The organism is Pseudomonas fragi, from assembly GCF_025426255.1.
In the GTDB taxonomy this organism is placed as follows: Bacteria; Pseudomonadota; Gammaproteobacteria; order Pseudomonadales; family Pseudomonadaceae; genus Aquipseudomonas; species Aquipseudomonas kulmbachensis.
Genome location: NZ_CP104861.1, coordinates 3,017,374 through 3,041,301 on the forward strand (window position 1 = coordinate 3,017,374; position 23,928 = coordinate 3,041,301).

The 23,928-nt window shown below is 57.0% G+C and carries 19 protein-coding genes; 5 read left to right on the plus strand and 14 right to left on the minus strand.

Going from position 1 to position 23,928, the window contains the following annotated elements:
* Window positions 1-6: 6 nt before the first annotated feature.
* Window positions 7-1,170 carry an acyl-CoA dehydrogenase family protein gene (locus N7D90_RS13760; RefSeq protein ID WP_261738540.1) on the minus strand — a complete coding sequence of 388 codons (1,164 nt, stop codon included), beginning with the start codon at window positions 1,168-1,170 and terminating at the stop codon, window positions 7-9.
* A 47-nt stretch (window positions 1,171-1,217) separates the two neighbouring features.
* Window positions 1,218-2,045, minus strand: coding sequence for a MaoC family dehydratase N-terminal domain-containing protein (locus N7D90_RS13765; protein ID WP_261738541.1), 828 nt, complete (start codon window positions 2,043-2,045; stop codon window positions 1,218-1,220).
* A 130-nt stretch (window positions 2,046-2,175) separates the two neighbouring features.
* Between N7D90_RS13765 and N7D90_RS13770 the strand changes: the two genes are divergently transcribed.
* Window positions 2,176-3,075 carry a LysR family transcriptional regulator gene (locus N7D90_RS13770; protein WP_261738542.1) on the plus strand — a complete coding sequence of 300 codons (900 nt, stop codon included), beginning with the start codon at window positions 2,176-2,178 and terminating at the stop codon, window positions 3,073-3,075.
* A gap of 139 nt (window positions 3,076-3,214) precedes the next feature.
* On the opposite strand, the gene N7D90_RS13775 is transcribed toward N7D90_RS13770, so the two are convergent.
* From N7D90_RS13775 to N7D90_RS13790, 4 genes are all read right to left on the minus strand, one after another.
* Entirely contained in the window at window positions 3,215-4,468 is a 1,254-nt protein-coding gene (locus N7D90_RS13775) for an OprD family porin (protein WP_261738543.1), read from the minus strand.
* Between the two features lie 91 nt (window positions 4,469-4,559).
* Window positions 4,560-5,864, minus strand: a complete 1,305-nt coding sequence (locus N7D90_RS13780) for a CitMHS family transporter (RefSeq protein ID WP_261738544.1) — start codon at window positions 5,862-5,864, stop codon at window positions 4,560-4,562.
* A gap of 140 nt (window positions 5,865-6,004) precedes the next feature.
* On the minus strand, window positions 6,005-7,330 hold the full coding sequence (locus N7D90_RS13785) for a dicarboxylate/amino acid:cation symporter (protein ID WP_261738545.1): 1,326 nt from the start codon (window positions 7,328-7,330) through the stop codon (window positions 6,005-6,007).
* Between the two features lie 45 nt (window positions 7,331-7,375).
* Window positions 7,376-8,458, minus strand: a complete 1,083-nt coding sequence (locus tag N7D90_RS13790; protein ID WP_261738546.1) for a 4-oxalomesaconate tautomerase — start codon at window positions 8,456-8,458, stop codon at window positions 7,376-7,378.
* Window positions 8,459-8,623: 165 nt separating this feature from the next.
* On the opposite strand from N7D90_RS13790, the gene N7D90_RS13795 reads away from it, so the two are divergent.
* Window positions 8,624-9,514 (plus strand): LysR family transcriptional regulator, encoded by an 891-nt coding sequence (locus N7D90_RS13795; protein WP_261738547.1) that lies wholly within the window; start codon window positions 8,624-8,626, stop codon window positions 9,512-9,514.
* 122 nt (window positions 9,515-9,636) lie between these two features.
* On the opposite strand, the gene N7D90_RS13800 is transcribed toward N7D90_RS13795, so the two are convergent.
* The 8 genes from N7D90_RS13800 to pstS form a co-directional block, all read right to left on the minus strand.
* Window positions 9,637-10,881 (minus strand): saccharopine dehydrogenase family protein, encoded by a 1,245-nt coding sequence (locus N7D90_RS13800; RefSeq protein WP_261738548.1) that lies wholly within the window; start codon window positions 10,879-10,881, stop codon window positions 9,637-9,639.
* A 28-nt stretch (window positions 10,882-10,909) separates the two neighbouring features.
* On the minus strand, window positions 10,910-12,007 hold the full coding sequence (locus tag N7D90_RS13805; protein ID WP_261738549.1) for a carboxynorspermidine decarboxylase: 1,098 nt from the start codon (window positions 12,005-12,007) through the stop codon (window positions 10,910-10,912).
* A 116-nt stretch (window positions 12,008-12,123) separates the two neighbouring features.
* Window positions 12,124-12,759 carry a hypothetical protein gene (locus tag N7D90_RS13810; RefSeq protein WP_261738550.1) on the minus strand — a complete coding sequence of 212 codons (636 nt, stop codon included), beginning with the start codon at window positions 12,757-12,759 and terminating at the stop codon, window positions 12,124-12,126.
* Window positions 12,756-13,457: a hypothetical protein gene (locus N7D90_RS13815; protein ID WP_261738551.1), complete on the minus strand. Its 702-nt coding sequence runs from the start codon at window positions 13,455-13,457 to the stop codon at window positions 12,756-12,758. The genes N7D90_RS13810 and N7D90_RS13815 overlap by 4 nt, the downstream gene beginning before the upstream one ends.
* A gap of 102 nt (window positions 13,458-13,559) precedes the next feature.
* On the minus strand, window positions 13,560-14,321 hold the full coding sequence (gene pstB / locus N7D90_RS13820) for a phosphate ABC transporter ATP-binding protein PstB (protein ID WP_261742447.1): 762 nt from the start codon (window positions 14,319-14,321) through the stop codon (window positions 13,560-13,562).
* A gap of 76 nt (window positions 14,322-14,397) precedes the next feature.
* Complete coding sequence (gene pstA, locus N7D90_RS13825) at window positions 14,398-15,291, minus strand: phosphate ABC transporter permease PstA (RefSeq protein ID WP_261738552.1); 894 nt, start codon at window positions 15,289-15,291, stop codon at window positions 14,398-14,400.
* Window positions 15,291-16,256 carry a phosphate ABC transporter permease subunit PstC gene (gene pstC, locus N7D90_RS13830; RefSeq protein ID WP_261738553.1) on the minus strand — a complete coding sequence of 322 codons (966 nt, stop codon included), beginning with the start codon at window positions 16,254-16,256 and terminating at the stop codon, window positions 15,291-15,293. The genes pstA and pstC overlap by 1 nt, the downstream gene beginning before the upstream one ends.
* A gap of 75 nt (window positions 16,257-16,331) precedes the next feature.
* Complete coding sequence (pstS, locus tag N7D90_RS13835) at window positions 16,332-17,363, minus strand: phosphate ABC transporter substrate-binding protein PstS (RefSeq protein ID WP_261738554.1); 1,032 nt, start codon at window positions 17,361-17,363, stop codon at window positions 16,332-16,334.
* A 404-nt stretch (window positions 17,364-17,767) separates the two neighbouring features.
* Here pstS and N7D90_RS13840 point away from each other — a divergent pair, with 404 nt between their 5' ends.
* The 3 genes from N7D90_RS13840 (at window position 17,768) to gbpA (ending at window position 23,875) form a co-directional block, all read left to right on the plus strand.
* Window positions 17,768-18,409 carry a response regulator transcription factor gene (locus N7D90_RS13840; RefSeq protein WP_261738555.1) on the plus strand — a complete coding sequence of 214 codons (642 nt, stop codon included), beginning with the start codon at window positions 17,768-17,770 and terminating at the stop codon, window positions 18,407-18,409.
* Window positions 18,406-21,999, plus strand: coding sequence for an ATP-binding protein (locus N7D90_RS13845; protein ID WP_261738556.1), 3,594 nt, complete (start codon window positions 18,406-18,408; stop codon window positions 21,997-21,999). The genes N7D90_RS13840 and N7D90_RS13845 overlap by 4 nt, the downstream gene beginning before the upstream one ends.
* 388 nt (window positions 22,000-22,387) lie before the next feature.
* Window positions 22,388-23,875 carry an N-acetylglucosamine-binding protein GbpA gene (gene gbpA, locus N7D90_RS13850; protein WP_261738557.1) on the plus strand — a complete coding sequence of 496 codons (1,488 nt, stop codon included), beginning with the start codon at window positions 22,388-22,390 and terminating at the stop codon, window positions 23,873-23,875.
* Window positions 23,876-23,928: the final 53 nt, after the last annotated feature.

Sequence of the window (23,928 nt, forward strand, 5' to 3'; positions counted from 1 at the left end):
ACTTGCTTAGAAAGAACGCGGCAACTCGAGCAGGTGCTCGGCCACGTAAGACAGGATCAGGTTGGTGGAAATGGGCGCTACCTGGTACAGACGCGTTTCGCGGAACTTGCGCTCGACGTCGTATTCATTGGCGAAGCCAAAACCACCGTGGGTCTGCAGGCAGGCATTGGCCGCTTCCCAGCTGGCCTTGGCCGCCAGGTACTTGGCCATGTTGGCCGCCGCACCGGCCTTGCGCCCGCTGTCGTATTCCTCGCAGGCGCGCCAGCGCATCAGGTCGGCGGCTTCAAGCTCGATATGGGCTTCGGCAATCGGGAACTGAACACCCTGGTTTTGCCCGATCGGACGACCGAACACCACGCGGTCACGGGCGTACTGCGCGGACTTTTCATTGAACCAGCGACCATCACCAATGCACTCGGCAGCGATCAGCGTACGTTCGGCATTGAGCCCGTCGAGAATGTAGCGAAAGCCCTTGCCTTCCTGCCCGATCAAGCTGCTGACCGGGATTTCAAGGTTGTCGAAGAACAGTTCGTTGGTCTCGTGATTAACCATGTTGGCAATCGGCTGCACGGTCAGGCCGTTGCCGATGGCTTCGCGCAGATCGACCAGAAAGATCGACATGCCGTCGACTTTTTTCTCGACCTCCGATAGCGGCGTTGTGCGGGCCAGCAGGATCATCAGGTCCGAGTGCTGAACCCGCGAGATCCAGACTTTCTGCCCATTGATCACGTACTTGTCGCCCTGGCGCACGGCGGTGGTCTTGATTTTGGTGGTGTCGGTGCCGGTAGTCGGTTCGGTCACGGCCATGGACTGCAGGCGCAACTCGCCGCTGGCCAGCCTGGGCAGGTAGTAGCTCTTCTGCGCCTCACTGCCGTGCCGCAACAAGGTGAACATGTTGTACATCTGACCATGCACGGTGCCGGAGTTGCCGCCGCAGTGGTTCACCTCCTCCAGAATCACCGAGGCTTCGGCCAGCCCCAGGCCCGAGCCGCCGTACTGCTCCGGAATCATTGCCGACAACCAGCCGGCTTGGGTCATCGCCGTGACAAAGGCCTCGGGGAAGCCCTTTTGCTCGTCGATCTCGCGCCAGTACTGCGCCGGGAACTCGGCACACAGGGCTCGCACGCCCTCGCGGATGGCGTTGTAGTCTTCGTTCAGATACGGATTCATTGCAGATCCTTGTTGTAGTTATCGAACTGAATGCCGCCGGGTAATCGTCAGTCGAATGTCACTTCGCCCTGCTGGGCCACACCGTCTGTATTGCCCACCCATAGCTCGGCCTTACCCTCAGCGACGATGCGCCCCCTCAGCACAAAGGGATGGGGCGCCATCAGCGGGCGTATGCCGCGATACGCGAAGCCACGCACACGAGCCTGGGGATTGGCGCGGCAGAAGGCGCGCAGACTCAGCGTGGCCATCAACGGCCCATGCACCACCAGCCCCGGATAACCCTCGGTTGCAGTCGCATAGGGCCAGTCGTAGTGAATACGGTGACCATTAAAGGTCACTGCCGAATAGCGGAACAGCAAGGTGGTGCTGGGCGTGACGGACTCCTGCCAGGCGCCCGTGGGCAATGGCTCACTGCCCACGAGCCTAGGCGGTGTCGGCTCGCGATAGACGATGTCCTGCTCTTCGCGAATTGCCAGTTGCCCATCCTGCAGATAGTCATGCTGGAGCGTGACAAACAGCAGCGAACCGGTCCTTCCGTGCTTTTGCTGAACATCGATGATGGTGGAAATACGCGTCGCGTGAGCATCCACCTTGAGCGGTGTATGGAACTCCACACGGCCACCCGCCCACATGCGGTTGCGGTTATCGGCGGGTGGCAGAAAGCCCCCACGGGCCGGATGCCCATCGCCACCCAGAGCGCCTTCCTCCATCGCTGTCTGGAAGAAACACCACTGCCACAACGCTGGCAGATCTTCCCCGGCCTGCGGCACCGGCTCACCGAGAGTGGCGGCAATCCGGGTGACCAGGTTCAGGCTAAGGTGATCCTGGATTTCTTCAGTTCGACCGATCCAGGCGGACAGTGCGTTATCGCTCATCGGTGGTTTCCCCGTGGCTTGTTATTTTGGCCATGATTGCCAAAAGCCAGGCGATCTGTGAATCTGCGTTTCGGTAAGGGGGCGTTCGGTTTTACTTAACGCCAGAACCAATCCATAGCGGAAAGCAGTCATGCATTTTGATCTGGTCGACCTGCGCCTGTTCATTCATATCGCCGAATCCCCCAGCATGACCCAGGGCGCGCGCAAGGCATTTATCTCCCCGGCAGCGGCCAGTGCCCGGATCAAAAGCCTGGAAGAGAACCTCTCCAGCCGCTTGTTGTACCGTGACAGCCGTGGCGTCGAGCTGACCCCGGCAGGCGAGCTGTTTTTGCACCATGCGCGCGTGATCATGCGCCAGGTGGACTACATGAAAAGCGAGTTCACCGAGTACGGAACCGAGTCTTCGGGGCATATCAAGATCTTTGCCAACACCACGGCCGCCACCGAATTCCTGCCCGAAATCCTTGCCGGTTTTCTCGCCGAACGACCGGGAGTGACGGTTGACCTGCAAGAGCGACTGAGCCGTGACATTGTTCGCGGAGTGATGGATGGCTCAACAGATATGGGCATCATTGCTGGCCCGGTCGAGGCCGACAGTTTGCAGGTCATCCACTTCAGCACTGACCAGTTGATTCTGGTCACCCCTCTCGGCCACCCGCTGGCCCAACGCAAGTCGATCAAACTGGCCGAGACTCTGGCCTATCCGCACATCGGCCTGCACGAAGGCACTACCCTATTGCGCTTTTTGAATGAGCAAGTCGCCCTGCTCGGCAAGACATTGAACATGCGCATCAAGGTCTACAGTTTCGAAGCGATGTGCAGGATGGTCGAAGCGGGAGTGGGTATCGCCATCCTGCCGGAGTCATCAGCCCGTCGTCATCAGCAGACTATGGGCTTGTCAGTCATCGAGCTGGACGAACCCTGGCGGGTTCGTGAGCGAAGTATTCTGGTCCGCGACCTGCAAGCGCTGCCCAATGTGATCAGGGTCTTGATCAATTTGTTGTTGGCGCATAACAAGAGCGTTGAATAAACACGGTCGAACCCAGTGGTTCGAGCAGGGTCGCCGCAGCAACGTCCACCCCATTGAACGCTGAATCGCCCCTACCGGGGCGCGCTCAGGCCAGAAACGTATTCTGGCCTCCGTTCAAGGTAAGGCCACGTTCAGCAGATCACCAGAGAGCGATGTCGTAGGTAAAGTAGATTCGGTTGCTGTCTCGCCCACGTGAATAATCAGAGCGATAAACGTAATTACGCAACCGCACGCCCAAGCCTTTGAAGGTGCCTTGTTGCACGACATAAGCAAGTTCGGCATCACGTTCCCACTCCTTGACCGTGGTGTTGGACTTACCGTCGTTACCGCTCAGATAGCGAGTGGTAAAGGCCAGACCAGGCACTCCGAGGGCGGCAAAGTTGTAGCCGTAGTTCAGCATCCATGTCTTCTCGTCCTCCTCGATGAACTTGCCTATGCCGGCGTTGCTGAACGAGTAAACGGTTGCACCGCTGATGTAGGGCAACCCTGCGTCGCCGCTGAGGGTCTGGTAACCACCACCGAAGGTATGCCCGGAGATGGCGTAAGACAGTTGCCCACTCAGCATGTTGTTATCGATTTTGCCGCCGTAAGCCGATCCGCTATCGACACTGTTGAAATAGCGCAGGTCACTGGTCAGCACGCCAGTGCCCAAGGGAAGATCGTGCTGGATACCGGCGAAATTCTGACGGTAAAAATTTTCCAGTTCGCCGTAGAAGTAACTCAAGCGTACGTTTTTCCTCAGCGTGTACTCGGCACCGGCATAGCTGAAGTCCCCTGATTTATCTCCGCCATAGCCATCGGACACAATCGGCATACTGTCGGTGGAGTCTCGCAGTTTGAATCGGTCCAGGTAGCCCCCGGTCAGAGTGAGGTTCTCGATATCTATGCTGCTGATCTGGGTACCTTGATACGTTTGAGGCAAGAGGCGTGCATCGTTGTAAATCAGTACCGGCGTCTTGGGGAGCAAAGTGCCGTATTTCAACGTGGTTTTAGCCAGCCGGGCTTTAGCGGTCACTCCGAGACTTGCGAACTCGTCTGCCGCACGTCCATCATCATGGACAGGCATCAAGCCAGTACCGCTACGACCACGGCCAGAGTCGAGCTTGACCCCGAACAGGCCCAGCGCATCAACACCCAAACCGAGGGTGCCAGGGGTAAATCCCGACTGGTAATCCAGCAGAAAGCCTTGGGCCCATTCCGTCCTCTCACTCTTCGCGATTCTTGCCGCTCGAGCGCTCAAGCCATGTTCATCACGAAAGTTTTCATTGAAGTAAACATTGCGTAGCTGCAACTTGAGCTTACTGTCTTCAATAAACCCTTCTGCACTTGCACTGGCCAATGGCAGCATGGCAACAAGAGGAAAAGAAACCCAACGGGTAAATGAAATGCTCATATGAAACCACTCTTTTATTGTTATTCAGGGTGCAACTCAGCGCACGCCCCACACGTGAGGCATCCGGTACTATCGAGGCGAATCGGGTAACTCAGGAGAACAGGCTTATCGCCCCGGTCAGCAAGGCCAGAGCTGTAATCACCAGGGACGTCAACACCGCCCATTTAACGGTAGCCTTCTGGAAGTCGCCGATGTCACGGTCAACCATCCCCACCAGCAACAGGGTTGAAGCCACCAGCGGGCTCATCAAGTGCACTGGCTGCCCGAGTATCGAGGCCCGGGCGATTTCAACCGGGTCGATGCCATAGGCCGCCGCGGCGTTGGCCAGGATCGGCACCACCCCAAAGTAGTAAGCATCGTTGGAAAGGATAAAAGTCAGCGGCATGCTGGTTATCGCCACCACCAGCGGGAACAGATGCCCCCATGACGGTGGAATCCAGTCCACCATAGTTTGCGCCAGAGAGTCGACCATCTTGGTGCCCGAGAAGATCCCGGCAAAGATACCGGCGGCAAACACCAGTAGCACCACCGTCATCGCATTGCCGGAATGAGCGAGGATGCGCTCTTTCTGAATATCCAGTTGCGGGTAGTTGATCATCAGTGCCAGGACAAAGCCGATCAGGAACAGGATCGCCGAATGCATGATCCCCATTACCAAAGCCACCATCACCGCGATCACCAGCAGCAGGTTGATGTAGGCCAGCTTGGGACGTTTATGCGGCGTATCTTCAAGAATCGCCTTGATGTAGCAATTGCCCCCACCGCTTTGCAATTGGACATTACCAATGCGTTTGCGCTCGCCACGGCCCAGCATAAAAGCCGTAAACACTACCCACAGTGCACCACCAATCATCGTCGGCAGCAGCGGGACGAAGTATTCACCGGCATCCAGGCCCAGGACCGCGATTGCTCTGGTTGCAGGCCCGCCCCAGGGCGTCATGCCACTCATGATGCTCAAGGACAGCATGGCGATGGTTGCCAGGATCATGGGGTTCATGCCAATCCGTTTGTACAACGGCAACATCGCCGCACAGGTAATCATGTAAGTGGTTGTACCGTCGCCGTCGAGTGCGACCACCAATGACAACAGAGCAGTACCAATAGCGATTTTCATCGGATCGCCATTCACGCGCTTGAGGATTTTTCGAATCAGCGGGTCGAACAACCCTGCATCAATCATCAGGCCGAAGAACAAAATGGCGAACAGCAGAAGCGCAGCCGAAGGGGCGACCATTTTCAGGCCATCGAGCATCATCTTGCCAGTAGTGCCGCCAAAGCCACCAATGACAGCAAAGACGATCGGCACTACAACAAGCGCGACAATCGGTGAGAGCCGTTTGGTCATAATTAGAAAGGTGAAGACGACCACCATGGCCAAACCAAGAAATGCGAGCATAGGTCAATTCTCTTGTTTTTATGAATAGCGCGGCCGACGCAAAGGCGCACGACCCCAATCCCGCCGGACGACACGAACCAACGGTGTCTGGCGGGAGGACTTACGAGATATTTATTGGATTATGAAACTGCAGTGACGGGTCAGACGCGCTCAACGACCTTAGGGCCATCCCAAGGCTCGTTCCGAGATTGGGCCGCATCGAGCAATGGCTTGCCGTCCAATGTCCGCATCAGGGTTTCGCGATCGCAGGCATTTTCCGAGATGGACATGACCACGGTAGCCACGGCGTTGCTTGCCAGGCTGGTCAACGCCCTGGCTTCCGACATGAAACGGTCGATACCAATCAACAGAGCAAGGCCAGCCAGAGGAATGTCATGAATTACGGTAAGGGTCGAGGCCAGCGCGACAAAGCCGGCCCCGGTGACGCCTGCGGCCCCTTTGGAGGACAACAGCATGACTGCCAGCATGGTCACGGTTTGCGTCAAGCTCAGGTCGATATTACAAGCCTGGGCAATGAAGACCGCTGCCAGCGACAGGTAGATTGCCGTGCCGTCGAGGTTAAACGAGTAACCCGTTGGTAACACCAACCCCACCACACCTTTTTTGCATCCCAGGGCCTCGAGTTTTTCCAACATCCGCGGCATTACCGGCTCGGTGGAAGAAGTCCCGAGCACCACCAAAAATTCTTCCCGAAAATAGCGCAGCAGCTTCCAGAGACTGAAGCCGTTAGCCCGGCAAATACTCCCCAACACTACAAAGACGAAGAAGGCACAGGCGATGTACAAGGTCATGATCAGCTTGGCCAACGAGCCGAGCGATGTAATACCGTACTGGCCTACGGTGAATGCCAAAGCACCAAACGCACCAATCGGAGCAAAGCGCATCAGATAGGAGAAAATCTTGAACACCATGTGTGATGCAGATTCCAATACATCCAGTACCGGCTTGCCCCGCTCACCTATGGCCGAAAGCGCAAAACCGCAAAGTACTGCAATGAACAACACAGGAAGCACTTCACCTTTATTGAAAGCACCCATGAAGGTGTCAGGAATGATGTGCATGAAGAACTCGACCACTCCCAGCTTCGCAGCCGAATCGGTGTACTGCGACAACCCCTTGGTACTTAGCTGGGTCGGGTCAATATTCATCCCGACACCGGGTTTGAACAGGTAGACCGACACCAGGCCGATGATCAGGCTAATCACGGTCAGCGCCAGGAACAGCAGCATGGTCTTGCTTAACAAACGCCCTAGCGAGCGCTTGTCGCTCATTCCGGCGATACCGGTAACGATCGTGCAGAACACCACTGGTGCGATCATCATCTTGATCAGCTTGATGAACGCATCACCAAGCGGTTTCAAGGCAATGGCTTGTTGCGACCAAAAGTGTCCAAACAGCACGCCCAATACTACGGCGCAAAGAATCTGGAAGTAGAGCGATTTTACAACTTTCATGGCATCACCCATTTTTAGAATTGTGCTGATGCAAAAGCGGCAATGACCTGGAGGAAATTACCCGGCGAGTCGTTGGGAAGCCGTGGCGTAAACAAAACCGGAGAACAGCCTGCGCGATGTTCGCACTACCGAGGCACGAATTGTCTCGCCCTGAGCACCGGTGTAAGACAATACAACGTCTATCCCCCCACTTGGATGTTCGATACGCACGTGCTTCAAGCGCGGCTCGCTGACGTTGCCGAGCAGTTGCGCGATCACACTACCTTCGGTGACACAAGCAGTAGCCAGGCCAATGGCACCGGTGATCGCCAGCGCGCGATGACAGTTGTGAGGCATGAAGTAGCGCACTTGAATAGTGCCGCCAGCCTTGGCCGGTGACACCAGCACTGGCTTGGGAATCACTTTGTCACTGACATCACCCAGGCCCATTGCCAGACCGGCTTTCAGGCGCAGGGATTCCAGGCGACGAAGGAACTCGACGTCGGCATCTAATTCAGCAGGACTTTCATCTCCGCGCTTACCCAACTGACCAGCTTCAATGATCACCATAGGCATCGCCATGTCGATGCAAGTCAGCGCAACACCGTCAATCAAATCCAGGGGTTGCCCGGTCGGGAAAAGTTTGCCGGTCTTGCTACCCGCAGCATCAAGGAAAGTCAGTTGCACGGGAGCGGCGGTACCCGGCACACCGTCGATGGAAGTGTTGCCTTCATAGCTGACCTTTCCGTCAGGGGTCTGTACTTGCGCGTTCACAAATGTCCCGGTGTTGAGATTGCGAATACGCACACAAGTCAGGTCTTTGGCGGCTTTTACCAGCCCCTGCTCGATGGCAAACGGGCCGACGGCACACAACATGTTGCCGCAATTGGGTGCGGTATCGACCCGACGCTGAGAGACCATGACCTGAACGAACAGATAGTCGACATCCGCATCAGCGTGCAGCGACGGACTTACGATTGCCACTTTGCTGGTTTGTGGGCTCCCCCCACCGATACCATCAATTTCCAGTTCATGGCCAGAGCCCATCAGGTTGAGCAATAACTCGTCCCGCTCCTGGATCGCAGCAGGAAGATCCCAGGCGAGAAATACCGGCCCCTTGGAGGTACCACCGCGCATTAGCACACAGGGAATTCGTTGCATGACATCGACTCTTGTTGATCAATCGGGGTGATTGATGTCTTGAAAGCAAGAGTCGCAGGCTTCCAGAATTGTTTCCAATGCAAATATCAGCCGGATTATTGCGTTTGACGAATGATAAATTTAGGATGATTTAGCTGCATTCTTCTCTTCGGCTGAGATACAGACATGAACTATGAGCTCAATGACATCCGATCTTTCGTGAAAATCGCAGAACTTGGCAGCTTTCACGAAGCAGCTGATGCGTTGCATCTATCCCAACCGGCATTAAGCCGCAGGATGAAAAAGCTCGAAGATGGACTGGGCACAGCGCTTCTTGATCGCACGACAAGAAGAGTAAGTCTTACAAGTGTTGGACGGGACTTTCTACCAAAGGCTCGCCGCTTGCTGGATGACTTCGACGATTCGATACTTAACATCCGAGAGCTGGCCGAGCGCCAAAGTGGCCGTGTCACCCTCGCCTGTATCCCCACCGCAGCCTTCTACTTCCTGCCTTCGGTGATTCGCCTCTACAACGAGCGCTACCCGCAAATCCGCATCCGCCTTCTTGATCTCAGTGCAAACGAAGGGCTGGAGGCTGTGCTGCGCGGCGAAGCCGACTTTGGCATCAACATGATGAGCGGCCAGCACCCCGACATAGAGTTTGTGCCTTTGGTCAACGAACCTTTTGTTCTAGCCTGTCGACGCGATCATGAGTTGGCAGAACGTAGCTCGGTGTCCTGGGCTGAGCTGAGCAATTACCGCCTTATCGGGGTCGGTCGACTGAGCGGCAACCGGATGTTGCTTGACCACGCCTTGTCGGGCCTGAGCTGGCGCCCGCAGTGGTTCTACGAGGTGCAACACCTGTCAACTTCGCTTGGCCTGGTAGAAGCCGGATTGGGTGTATCGGCAATGCCGAGTTTGGCCATGCCTGCCGTGGATCATCCAACACTGGTGAGCGTGCCTTTGATAGATCCCATCGTAAACCGATCGCTGGGGCTGGTTTACCGTCGAGGCGCCTCACTATCTCCGGCAGCGGAAAAATTCGTATCAATATTGCTCGAGCAGTGGGAGCAATAACGCAACTGTTTGAGTGGCCCTGGTTTCACAGACACCTCCAACGCACAAAGCAAAACGCCGCTCAAAGAGCGGCGTTTTTGCATAGGGAACGGGAAGCGCGATTCACCTTCGTTTCAGGTGTCTCAGACGTTGCTGTTCCAGGGACGATCTCCATTCTCGTCCTTGATGCGGGTCGGCAGCCCCATCACATCCAGCGCCTTGAGGAACGGCTCTGCTGGCAGTTCTTCGACGTTGGCCATACGTTGCACGTCCCACTCGCCACGGGCCACCAACAGGGCCGCAGCCACTGGAGGAACGCCGGCGGTGTAGGAGATGCCCTGGCTTTCCGTCTCGGCAAAGGCTTCTTCGTGGCAAGCCACGTTGTAGATGAACATCTCGCGGGGCTTGCCATCCTTGGTGCCTTTGACCAGGTCACCGATGCACGTCTTGCCGGTATAGCCGGGTGCCAGCGAACTCGGGTCAGGCAGTACGGCCTTGACCACTTTGAGCGGCACGACTTCCAGGCCTTCAGCCGTGGTAACCGGTTTTTCCGAGAGCAGGCCAAGGTTGTTCAGTACGGTGAACACGTTGATGTAGTGTTCGCCAAAGCTCATCCAGAAACGCACATTGGGCACGTCGAGGTTTTTCGACAGTGAGTGCACTTCATCGTGACCCGTCAGGTACAGGTTCTGCGAACCGACCACCGGCAGATCATCGGTGCGCTTGACTTCGAACATGGCGTTGCTGGTCCACTGGCTGTTCTGCCAGCTCCATACCTGTCCGGTGAATTCACGGAAGTTGATTTCCGGGTCGAAATTGGTAGCAAAGTATTTGCCATGCGAGCCCGCATTGACGTCGAGAATGTCGATCGAATCAATGTGGTCGAAATGCTGTTGCTGCGCCAGCGCTGCATACGCGTTGACGACACCCGGGTCGAAGCCCACGCCAAGGATGGCGGTAATGTTCTTCTGTTTGCACTCTTCCAGGTGGTTCCATTCATAGTTGCCGTACCAAGGCGGGGTCTCGCAGACCTTGCCCGGCTCTTCATGAATGGCGGTGTCGAGGTAAGCCACGCCGGTATCAATACAGGCGCGCAGTACCGACATGTTGAGGAAAGCGGAACCGACGTTGATGACGATCTGCGATTCGGTCTCGCGGATCAACGCTTTGGTCGCTTCTACATCCAGGGCATTGAGCGAGAAAGCCTGGATATCGGCGGGCACTTTGAGGCTGCCCTTGGCCTTGACGCTATCAATGATGGCCTGACATTTGGAGATGTTGCGCGACGCGATAGCAATACGACCGAGTTCGTCGTTGTGCTGCGCGCACTTGTGGGCCACCACCTTGGCGACACCTCCTGCACCAATGATAAGAACGTTCTTTTTCAATTGCTTTGTCTCTCCTATATCCGCCAGCTTAAGAAAGGCTGGACAGGTAGTCGTCGTAACCAAATTCACGAACAACTTCGACTGTACCGTCGAGTTGTTTCACTACGATGGACGGCATTTTCAGACCGTTGAACCAATTTTTCTTGACCATGGTGTAGCCCGCGGTGTCGATAAACGACAGCCGATCGCCGATGGCCAACGGACGATCAAATTGGTACTCCCCGAAAATATCACCGGCCAGGCAGGATTTGCCGCACACCATGTAGGTATGCTCGCCTTCACTCGGCGCCAGCTTGGCGTTCAAGCGATAGATCAGCAGATCCAGCAGGTGAGCTTCGATGGAGCTGTCTACCACGGCGAGGTTCTTGCCGTTGTAGAGGGTGTCGAGCACGCTGACTTCCAGCGAGGCACTGTTGGTGATCGCCGCTTCGCCGGGTTCCAGGTAGACCTGCACGCCGTACTTTTGCGAAAAAGCCTTCAAGCGTGCGCAGAACGCGTCCAGCGCATAATCTTCACCGGTGAAGTGAATGCCGCCACCGAGGCTGACCCACGAGACCTTGTGCAGCAACTCGCCGAAGCGCTCTTCGATGGTACACAGCATCTTGTCGAACAGGCTGAAGTCGCCGTTCTCGCAGTTGTTGTGGAACATGAAGCCCGAGATCTGATCAATGACGCCTTCGATTTTCACCGGATCCCATTCGCCCAAGCGGCTGAACGGACGTGCCGGATCGGCCAGCAGGTAGTCGGAGCTGCTCACCTGCGGGTTGACGCGCAGGCCACGAGGCTTGCCTTCGGAGCGTTCGGTAAAGCGCTGCAACTGGCTGATGGAGTTGAAGATGATTTTGTCGCAGTTGGCGAGCATCTCCTCGATCTCATCGTCGGCCCAGGCGACGCTATAGGCGTGAGTCTCGCCAACGAACTTCTGTCGACCGAGCTTGAGCTCATAGAGCGACGACGATGTGGTGCCGTCCATGTATTCCTGCATCAGGTCGAACACCGACCAGGTGGCGAAGCACTTGAGTGCCAGCAGGGCCTTGGCCCCGGACTGTTCGCGCACGTAAGCGATCTTCTGCATGTTCGCCAGCAGCTTTGTTTTATCGATTAGGTAGTATGGCGTTTTGATCATTTCGAGGCCTCGGGCAAGGCTAGCCAAAAAAAGGATGCGTATTGTGCCCGCACTCACTGCAGATCGAAAGAGCAGAAAGTGCGGCATGGCAGCAGTCGATGATTAGTGTTGATGCCTCAGGAGGAAAAAGCTTCAGTGCGTTTGCGCACCGGCTCCTTGTACCGGTGTGGTTGCTGCCAGGCGAGCTGGGCCTGGACTGCAGTGACTGCATCGAGGACTTTTTGCGCCCAGTTCTCATCATCCGGACGTACTACAACGACCCGAAAGCCGTGATCCTTGCCTTCTATCTGCACACCTTCGGAATCATCGACATGCAAGTCGATATCGAATGCCGGTGGAAATTTCGATGGCGAGTTCGAAAGCCCATGCACTGTCAGAGCACGGTTATGCAGCACGCTGTTGACCACTCCGTCGACGCGGATACCGTACAGCAATAGCCAACGCCGGATGTAGGCCGGAGTGCGACCCGACGAGGTGTACACCCAAATACTGCAGTCCTGGCGACGTAACTCCCGGATCAGGGAGAGGGTTCCGATCCGCAACGGCTCACCCAGCCAACGATGAACACAGGCTGGCAGCCGGCTTCGCTCGACGGCGCAATGGTGGAGCTGGCAGGCCAGCGTGTCATCGATATCAAACGAAATCCGTATGCGCGGCCGACCGAACAGTTGCCTCGCAAAAACACAGCCGATTGCCTGCCATGCCCGACCAACGGAAGCTCGGCAGGTATCGAGAATTGGATAGCGGCTCATCGATGCCCGCCCTTACAGGTGGGCATGGGCTTGTCACTGAGAAAAAACTTCATTGGGTCAGGTGCCTGTTCTTCCAGGAATGCTGCATATTTTTTCTTGATCTTGGGCAGTTCGTACAATGCCTTGACACCATGTTTAGCTGAGTTGCGAATAACCGATGACGGGTTGAAATAGCCCTCGGCGTTGTCCAGTGTCAGCACGAACGGTGGCAGCCCGGCGCGCATCAGCAAGTAGCTGACGATCAGCGACCCGCTGCGGTTATTGCCTTCTATAAACAGTTGCGGCTTGCTGAGGATGCGCACATAAACACCCGCCGCCCGCTTCCAGACTGACTCGCTGCGATACGAGCAGTACCAATTGTATAAGTCCTTGATCCCACCCTCAACGTTATTGAAGAAGTGTTCCTCGGTCGCAGCCAGGTGCTGGGCGTACTCCAGTCGGCGTGCCGGGTCTCGGCCACAAAGAACGGTGGCGTTGATTTCCAGCATCAGGTTCAGTTGCTGAAGATCAAACAGGTCGACACCACGTGCAACGTAGTCGTCAATCAGCGCATAGCCCTCAAGCACATTGTGCAGAACTTCATCAGTCAAGGGATCACGCTGCTCGGTAAAGTGCATGCTCAGCTCGGCAAAGCGGCTTTGCACCTCACGCAGTGCGCGTTCAATCGCTGGCAAATCAAGACGATGAGTTACAGACATTGGCAATCCCGCAAACGGTAGATAAGTAAGTAAAGCGAGCAGATACCGGTCAAGGCCGTTGGTTGTTGCAGACCTGTGGCCTTGACCGGACGTGGGGGTTGCCTAGCTGAACTTGCCGCTGATGTAATCCTCGGTCATTTGTTCACGCGGGTTGTCGAATATCTGGGTCGTAGGCCCCATCTCAACCAGATAACCGGTGCGCGATCCCTGGGAAATATCCACCGAGAAAAAGGCCGTGGTGTCAGCGACACGGATGGCCTGCTGCATATTGTGGGTGACCAGCGCGATGGTGTAGTCCTTCTTCAACTCGACCATCAACTCCTCGACTCGGCGGGTAGCGATCGGGTCGAGCGCCGAACACGGCTCATCAAGCAACAGCACTTCGGGTTCAGTCGCAATCGCGCGAGCGATGCACAGTCGTTGCTGCTGGCCGCCCGACAGGGACAGGCCGCTGACCTTGAGCTTGTCCTTGACTTCATCCCACAGCGCGGCGCCCTGCAAGGCGTGCTTGACGCGATCACCCAGGTCGCCCTTGTAGCGGTTGAGGCGCAGGCCAAATGCAACGTTGTCGAAAATGCTCATCGAGAACGGATTGGGCTGTTGAAACACCATGCCGATATAGCGGCGCACGACCACTGGATCAACACCCTTGCCATAGACGTCCTGGCCGAGGAAATGCACATGCCCTTCAAAACGAAAACCTTTGACCAGGTCGTTCATCCGGTTAAGGCTGCGCAACACCGTGCTTTTGCCACAGCCGGAAGGGCCGATGAAGCCGGTGATCTTGTTTTTTTCGATTGGCACATGGCTGTCACGTACAGCCATAAAGTTGCCGTAGAAAATCTTGTCCAGTTTGCAATCCATGACCACAGGCGTTTGGGCGACAAACGGAGCGGTTTTTTGCGCAGTTGATACGTTCAAAATTCAGGTGCTCCCGTGCTCAATACTTGGGTTTGCCGAAAATACGGCTGATAACGTTCACGACCAGCACAATCATCACCAGAACCAGCGAGGCCGCCCATGCGAGCTCGAGCTGGTTGTCGAAAGGCATGCCGGAGAAGTTGTAAATCAGTACGGCAAGCGAGGCCGTCGGGTTCATGACCGCCAGGCTGCCGTCGTGGTAGATCCAGTAGTTGCTGAACAACGCGGTAAACAATAACGGCGCGGTCTCGCCCGCAGCGCGGGCTACGGCCAGCATTACACCGGTCAGGATCGCCGGCAGGCCGGTAGGCAATACGATTTTCCAGATCACCTGTGAGCGAGTGCAGCCCATGCCATAAGCGGCATCCTTCATGATCTTGGGCACCATCTTCATCGACTCTTCAGCCGTCAGCACAACGATGGGCAACATCAGTACCGCCAGTGCCACGCCACCTGCAGGTGCCGAGTAGGTACCGGTGGTCATCACCACCAGGGCGTAGGCAAAAACCCCGGCCAGAATGGAAGGCAGGCCCGTGAGCATCTTGGCGGCAAAGCGCGCAGCGTTCGCCAGCTTGCTGTCCGGTCCCAGTTCGGCCAGGAACACGGCCGCCATGATGCCGACCGGCACCGCGATTGCAGCCGCGATACCGACCATGACAAAGGTGCCGGCCATCGCGTTGCCGAAGCCGCCACCGGTCTCGAAACCGGTTGGAGGCAGCTCGGTAAATACTTCCAGGCTCAGGCGCGCCCCTCCACGCATGATCAGCATGTAGAGCACGGAAATCAGCGGTACGCTGGCCAGCAGCGCGCCAACCCAAACCAGTGTGGTCAACACCAGACTGCGCAGAGCGCGGCCTTCAAATTTGCGTTGCAGGCTTGGCAAGGCGGTTATATGGGACGTTAAGTCAGTCATCACTTATTACCACGCTGGGCATAAACCATAATCATCGAGCCGAGGACGTTCACGATCAGCGTGATCAGCATGAGTACCAGTGCGGCATACATCAGCACCTCGATCTCATTCGGTCCTGCTTCGGGAAAGTTCAGCGCCAACAGGGCTGCCAGGGTATTGGCCGGTGCGAACAGAGAAAGGGAAATATTGTTCGCGTTGCCGACCAGCATGGCCAAGGCCATGGTTTCGCCCAGCGCGCGGCCCAGTCCCAGAACCAAAGAACCGAAGATGCCGGTGGCGGCGGACGGCACCATCACTTTGAGAATCGCTTCCCAATGGGTGGTTCCCATGCCATAGGCGGCCTGCTTGGTTTTCATCGGTACGCCGGTCAGGGCGTCCTGCGAAACGGCGGCAATGGTCGGCAGAATCATGATGGCAAGTACCAGTGCTGCCGGTAACAGCCCCGGCCCGCTCAAGGACGTGCCGAAAAAGGGTATCCAGCCGAGTTCCGTATTCAACCAGGTCGCGAGCGGGCGAATTGCCGGAATTACCACGTAGATCCCCCACAGGCCATAGACGACACTGGGGATGGCTGCGAGTAGTTCGACAATGGTGCGAAACACCGCTGCCAGTTGGGCGGGCAGGAAATCCTGAGTAAGGAAAATCGCCATGCTGACGCCGAAAACGCCTGCGATCAGCAACGCAATCATGGCGCTGTAAAGCGTGCCCCAGATAGCCGGCAAAATGCCGTACTTTCCTTGGTTAACGTCCCAGACACTGCCAAAAATCACGTCAAAACCGTGTTTTTCCATGCCTGGAAGCGCCTTGCGCCCTACTTCGAATACCAGGGCAAATACCAAGGCCAACACCAGGACCACCCCTATACGCGCAAGAGCACGAAAGGTGCGATCAACCAGAAAGTCCTTCGCAGAAGGTGGTTGGCAGGCAGAGTCCGGGTTAACCGGCACCACAAAAGGTTTGTTCATTGGCTAAGTCCGGAACAGAGGGGGAAACTCTCCCGGCATGGCTGACAGCGCACACCGAGAGAGGCCTCACGAGCTTTACTGGATGTTGGCGGACGCTTTGCGAACCTGATCGACAACCGATTGCGGCAGCGGGATGTAACCCATCGAGTCGGCGATTTTCTGCCCCTCAGTCAGGCTGTACTCAACCATTTCACGCATGGCCTTGGCCTTGGCCGGGTTGCCGTTGTCCTTGCGGAAGATCATCCAGGTGTAGGAAGTGATCGGGTAGGACTTGGCGCCGTCCGGGTCCGGCAACCAGGCCACCAGGCTTTCCGGCATTTTCACCGCAGCCAGTGCCTCGGCACCGCTCTCAGCGTTCGGCACAACGTACTGCCCGGCCTTGTTCTGCAACTGGGCGAAGTCAACCTTGGCCAGCTTGGCGAAGCCGTACTCGATGTAACCAATCGCGCCCGGGGTCTGGCGTACGGTAGCTGTCACACCATCGTTCTTGGGCGATTTGATGAATTTGTCGCTGGCTGGCCAGTTGACGGTATTGCCCTCACCCAGCGCCTGCTTGAACTCCGGGTTGATGGCCGCCAGGTGCTTGGTGAACACCGCAGTCGTACCGCTGGAGTCTGCACGCACGACAACGGTGATCGGCGTGTCGGGCAGTTTCAGCTCGGGGTTGGCAGCGACGATCTGCGGATCGTTCCAGCGCGTGATCTTGCCCAGGAAGATGTTGGAGTAAACGTCACGAGGCAGTTTAAGGCCCTTGGGATTACCCGGCAGGTTATAGGCCAGAACGATTTCACCTGCGGTCATCGGCAGCAACTGCACACCCTCGGCGACCTTGGCAATGTCTTCCTCTTTCATGGCCGAGTCACTGGCGGCGAAATCGACGGTTCTATTCAGGAAGTCCTGTACACCCGCGCCGCTGCCCTTGGATTGGTAATCCACAGTGACACCCGCGGTTTTCTTGCTGAAATCCTTGAACCATGTGAGGTAGATCGGTGCCGGGAAACTGGCACCGGAACCTGTCAGGCGTACGCTCTCTGCGGCGAAGGATGCCGAGGTGGCACAAAGAGAAACCGCAACGGCGAGTGCAGCAGACTTCATCAAGCTTTTCATTAAAGGAACTCCTTGTGATTACGGGCTCCCGAACTTTGCAGCAGCATTGTTACGTTTTTATGAAAGCCGGATGACAAACTGTCCTTTTGCCACCCTGCCCGCCGCTGCTGGCAGTCGTAATAGTGCGTCGTAAGTACACAAGGATGGCGAGCATATCGAAGGGTTTAAGGTGCGGGCGGCGGTTCAGGAACCGGCATTGATCGTAAAAATATAAAATTCCGCCCAGAAATGGAAAGAACGTATTAAAATCGCGCGCTTGACGGTTGACTTTTCAGATGCACTTCCTGCTCCCGACATCATCAATCCCCCTCAAAAAACATCACACTGTTTCATAAACAGTGATTGGAGCTCTATTGTTCGGCCAGCAAGCACCCCCTCCCCTGAATCAAGCTAACCCCGATCCAATGCTAATCCGAACCGTGATTGTCGATGACCACCCCATCACACTGATCGGAATGCGCGCCCTGTTGAACGGTTACCCGAAAATCTCAATCGTGGGTGAAGCGCAAGACGTCAGCGGGCTTCTGGAGCTACTGGAACGACAACCCTGCGACTTGCTGATCACCGACCTGATGATGCCCGACAGTGAACAGGCGGACGGCCTGCGGCTAATCCAGCAACTACGCCGCCGCTACCCGCAACTGGCAATAGTGGTGGTCACAATGCTCAACAACCAGGCACTGATTGGCTCGTTGCTCAAACTCGGAATCCAGGGTCTCGTAAGCAAGCGAGGGCTGCTCAACGATTTACCCAAAGCCATTAATGCCAGTGCCCGAGAGCCCTTTCTCTCGGGTCTGTTCAAGAAACTGCTGGACCTGGGGGTGGCCGAGCACGGTAAACCGCTGCTGCAACTCGAACAACTTTCGCCGCGCGAAGTCGAAGTGTTACGCCTTTACGGCAGCGGTATGACAATCGGCGAGATTGCCCTGCACCTGAATCGCAGCAAACAAACCATCAGCAACCAGAAGACCAGTGCCATGCGCAAACTGGGGCTAGACACTAACGCCGCTCTCTACCTCTATATCCAGGAGAACGGACTGACGTGAGGGCTGTTCACCTGCCTCGTATCCTCCAGTCTTTGATCACCATTTGCCTGCTCGGCCTGTGTGCCCTGCCCAACATTGCCCACGCCAGCCACTCCGAATCGCCCTCAATCACCCTCGCGCAGCTCGACGCTATGCGTCAGGCACTGCCGAGCAAGACGTTGCGTGTGGCACGTATTATTGCGCCCGAACATGCGCATGAAATCGGTGCCGACCAAACCTTGCGCGCCATCACCGAGGATTACCTGCGGTTGATCGGCGACTTTCTCGACCTGACAATCGAGGAAGTGCCCTGTCCCAGTGTTGCTGCGGCAATCGATAAGCTTAACGCTGGAGATATTGACCTGCTCACGCGTGTCACCGACTTTGAGCGCCAACATGCCAAGCTGACACTCAGCCACCCGTACCTGGCCAATGCACCGATCATCGTCGGGCGCAACGATGACAACAGCCTGCCCCCAGACCTTCAGGGCAAACGAGTACTGCTGCTCGCCGACTATATGGACCTGTCCACTGTGCGCCATGTTTACCCGGGCGCAAGGATCAACGCGGTACCCAGCGCCGCGGAGGGGCTGCGCCGCTTGGCGGACGGTGAGGCAGACGCGTTTATTGGCGACAAGGTACGCGCCAACTTTCATATGCTTGCCCTGCCCGAGATGCAACTGCAGAACAAGTTCGCCGCCCACCTGAACAGTGAGGGTTTTTCTTTCGCCGCACGGGACAGCGCGCACGATCTGATTACCCTGATCAACGTTGCCCTGGAAAGCATCCCCGAAGCACGCAATCGCGAGATCGTCGAGCAACGCACCCAGTCCACCAGGCTATTCGCCCCGACGGACGCGTTTGCCCTTACCCCAAAAGAGCGCGAATGGCTGCACCGGCATCCAACCCTGAGCCTGATCGCCAGCGAACAACAGTCCTACTTCTACCGTAACGCGCAGGGCCAGTGGAGCGGCTTGGGCATGGACATCCTGCGCGGCCTGGCCGACGCCTACCAGCTTCAGTTGGAAGTGCTCGACAGCCAATCGCCAGTCGCCGACCAGCAACTGCTGCAAAGCGGACGCGCCCAGTTTGCAACCAGCCTGCCGGCCACCGCAGAGCGTCGACAAAGCCTGCTGTTCAGCGAGCCCTTTGGGGCCCTGGCCTGGACTTTCGTTATTCGCCGCGACGCCAGTTCACCGAGTTCCCTGGAAGCCATGGCCGGCCGGCGCCTTGCCTTGCCACTCAAACACCCACTGGATAACTGGCTGAAAACGCGCTACCCACAGATTGAAGTGGTGCGCACTCAAACCACTGAACAGACCCTGGAGCTGGTGGAAAGTGGCAAGGTCGACGCCACCCTGAATACCGCATTGAGCACTCGAGGACGCCAACCCTGGATGATCGGGCGCGACCTCAGGCCCGGGCAAGTCATCCAGGCCATGTCCCTGCCCCAGGTGTTCGCGATCAGCCCAAGCGCCCCTGAGCTGCGCGGCATTCTTGATAAATTGCTCGGATCGGTAGCCGGTGAGTTCAACGGCAAAGTCAAGTTATTGACCAACCACCAGAACGACAAAGCGCCCTGGGAGCAACTGCCGGAAGGCTTCTGGCATGCCGTGGTACTGGCGCTGGTGGTGATCCTGCTGTCTCTGCTATGGAACTGGCGGCTCAAGGTGCAAGTCCGACAACGGCGTGCCGCCCAGCATCAACTGAGCGACCAGTTGGCCTTCCAGTTCTCTTTGCTCAACGGCCTGCCGACACCGCTTTACGTGCGTGATCTGGAGTTGCGTTTGAGCACCTGCAACCGTGCTTACGAGAGTTTCTTCGGCAGTTCCCTGGAGCAACTGCAAGGCACCACCCCGCAGGAGCAGGGCATGGCCCCGCACAATTTGGCACTGAACCTCGAAGACCAATACCGGGCACTTCTGGAAAACCGCCAACCGCAATTCTTCGATGGCTGCCTCGAGAGCAACGGCGAGCGGCGGCATATCTACCACTGGCTAGTGCCGTTCTACAATGCGCGCGGCAGGCTGCAGGGCCTGCTCGGCGGCTGGATAGATATCAGCGAGCGCAAGGGCCTTGAACTCAAACTGCGCGAGGCGCAACAGGCCGCCATCAACGCCAGTGCTGCCAAGAGCAACTTCCTGGCCACCATGAGCCACGAACTACGCACCCCGCTCAATGCGCTGGTCGGTCTGCTGGAACTGGAAAGCCAGGACGAGCGAGCACCGTCGGAAAACTTGCGAATTGCCCAGCAGTCGGCCAATTCGATGATCGACCTGATCGGAAACATCCTTGATCTCGACAAGATCGAGAGCGGGCAAATGCAACTGGCCCCTCAACCGGTGGCCCTGACAGCGCTGCTGCAAGACTGCCTTGATCTGTTTGCCGCCCAGGCCGGGCAAAAAACCCTGGCCCTGAGCCTCGACGATACTGGGCTGACGCCCCAGAGACAGCACCTGCTGGACCCTATGCGCTTGCGCCAGGTGCTGCAAAACCTGCTGGGTAATGCACTCAAGTTCACTGCTCGTGGCCAGGTTCGACTCAGTGTTGAAGAACTGGATCTGGGAGGTAACAAAAGCCTGTTGACCCTGCTGGTCAGTGACACCGGCATCGGTATACCCCAGGCCATCCAGTCGCGTATTTTCGAACCCTACATGCAAGCCCACGCCGAAGTCGCGCACCTGTATGGCGGCTCTGGTCTGGGGCTAAATATCTGCAGCCAACTGGTGCAATTGATGGGCGGCCGAATTTGGCTCGATAGCCAGCCGGGCCAAGGCTGCCGGGTCAGTGTCGAACTACCGCTGACCTGGCAGACGGCACCGGACACCAAGCCGCAGCGCGCTGTGGTGCCAGCCTTAAGCCAACCGCTCAAAGTACTGATCGTGGACGACGTATCGACCAACGGCCTGGTGTTACAACAACAGCTGAGCAACCTGGGTCATCATGCCACCTTCGTCTGCAGCGGCCTGGCTGCGTTGGACGCCTGGGAGCGCGAACCATTCGACATGCTGATCAGCGACTGCAACATGCCCGGCATGGACGGTTACACACTGGCTCAGGCCATTCGTCAACGCGAACAGGCATTGGGTTTGGCGCCAAGGCCTATCATTGGCTGCACCGCCAGCGCCCTGACGGTGGAGAGCCAACGCTGTCGCGACGCGGGCATGAACGATTTGATGATCAAACCCGTGACCTTGGCCCGCCTGCGCGAAGCACTCGCTGGGCAAGTACCGCAACCTTTCGAAACCGACGACCCGCCAAGCCTGCACTGCGCGACCGAAGGCTTCGACCTGAGCCATCTGGAAGACCTGGCGGGAGCTGATCCGAGCCTGATCTCCCGCTTGCTGGTGGAGTTGCACCGCAATCTCACCGAAGAATGCCAACGGCTGCAACAGCCTTTGGCCAACAGCAGCGACGAAGCCATCGAGCAATTCATGCACCGCCTTGAAGGCCTAGCCTGCAATATCGATGCGCTTGGATTGCTACGGGCCTGCCAGGGCGTACGCCAGGCCATCGGCGAGAGTGTCAGCGTGACAGTGGCGCAGGTACATTTATTGTCAGTGTTGAACGGTCTGCTGGACGATATCAAGCGTCGCAGTCCAGGCCGTTAGCCGCCCCAGCCATAACTGATGCTGTAGTCCGCCGGTCCAGTCTACGATCGGCGTGATTCCATACGGCAGCGGTTCAACGTCGATCTTGCCCAAGAGCTGACTTGCGCGGCCTATACCTGCTGCACAACACATCTTCGTTCCCCCTCGCCAGCACCTGCAGGGTGCTCAACCGAGCACTGGCGTGCGCCGCGAGGACGGTCACAGGTCGGCGCCCTCCAATCACACACTCCGCTAACCGGCACTTCCCCTGCGGGCGTATCTCGTACTCGTCCCATGTTCGCACACCCCCACCCCGGGCATCCTGAACGGGTCTTCAAAGACCGGATGAACACTCCCCCCCGATCTTGCTGGCGCCACACTCAATTAAAAAAACTATCTAGGATTCACAATGATTCAAAGCAAACGTGCAAGCGCGCTGCGCAAACTACCTCTGGCCATGGCGATTGGCCTGGCCACTCTGGCTTCGCAGCAAGCATTCGCTCACGGTTATATTGAAAGCCCCAAGTCCCGCCCTTTCATGTGCAGCCCCGTAGGCGGAGCGCTTAACGCAAATTGCGGCAGCGTTACCTACGAGCCACAAAGCGTTGAGTACGTACCTGCATCCCAGCAGCATCACAACGGTGCGTACTGCCCTGGCGACTTCACCAAATGCGGCCCGGCAGATGATCACATCGCCAGCGGCGGTCTGCAGAAGTTCAATGAGCTTGACGAGCAGTCGAGCACTCGCTGGTCTAAAACCAACATCAAGTCCGGCATGAACGAGTTCCGCTGGAAGTACGCTGCCGGCCATGCCAGTGCCTACTACCAGTTCTATATCACCAAGAAAGACTGGAACCCGAACCAGCCACTGACCCGTGATTCTTTCGACTTGATCCCGTTGCTGCATGAAAATGGTAACAACAACATCCCGTCCACCGACGTACCCACCAAGCACCAGGTCAACATTCCGGCCGATCACACTGGTTACCACGTCGTCCTCGCTGCCTGGCGCATCGCCGACACTGACGCCACCTTCTACCAAGCGATCGACGTCAACATCGATAACGACGGTGCCCCTGAGTCCCAATGGAGTCAGATAGGCGCGGTACAGCCTGAACAATTGCAAATCGGCGATAAAGTGATGACCCGCGTGTTCATTGCAACCGGTGAACAGAATGCTCGCCAGACCGTGCTCGAAATCAGCAACACCGAACAGGCCCAGGCCAAAACCTGGCCATTCCTGCTGGCTGAGAAAGTAAACAAAGCCAGTGCTGGCTACCAGATGGGTCAGGTCGGTGCTGACGACAAGATCACGCCAAGCTACGGCCTCAACGGCATCTTCAAAATGGCCAAGAGCGACGTGGTACGGGTAGAAATCCAGAAAGATCAAGCATCTATGCCGGGTACCCTGACCCTGAGCGGACTGGCTGCCGATTACACCCTGAACAACGGCACTGCCAACCTGCACTTCAACGCTGTGGCACAAGGCGGCAAGTACACCATCGACGCCACTGTGTTCAATTCCAAGGGTGAGAGCATCGCTCATAAACAGGCCAATGCCGGGGAAAACACGCCGCACTTCTCACTGCCAGTGACGGACGCCACTGCCGGTGACTACGACCTGGTGGTCGTGGCCAAGCCGGAAAAAGGCGAGCTGCTGCAAAAGACCCACAGCTTCAAACTCAAGGATGCAGCGGCAGGCGGTGAGTACGACTTCGTCTTCCCAGATGGCCTCGCCTCCTACAAAGCTGGTACCAAAGTACTGGCCAAAGACGGCAACACCTACGAGTGCAAACCGTACCCCTACAGCGGCTGGTGCAAGATCTACACCCCAGCCAACAACGCCTACGAGCCTGGTGCTGGTCGCGCCTGGGACCAGGCCTGGATCCGCAAGTAACTCATAAGGTCGTAATACGAGCGTGACGCCTGGCGTCACGTTCTATTGTTCAG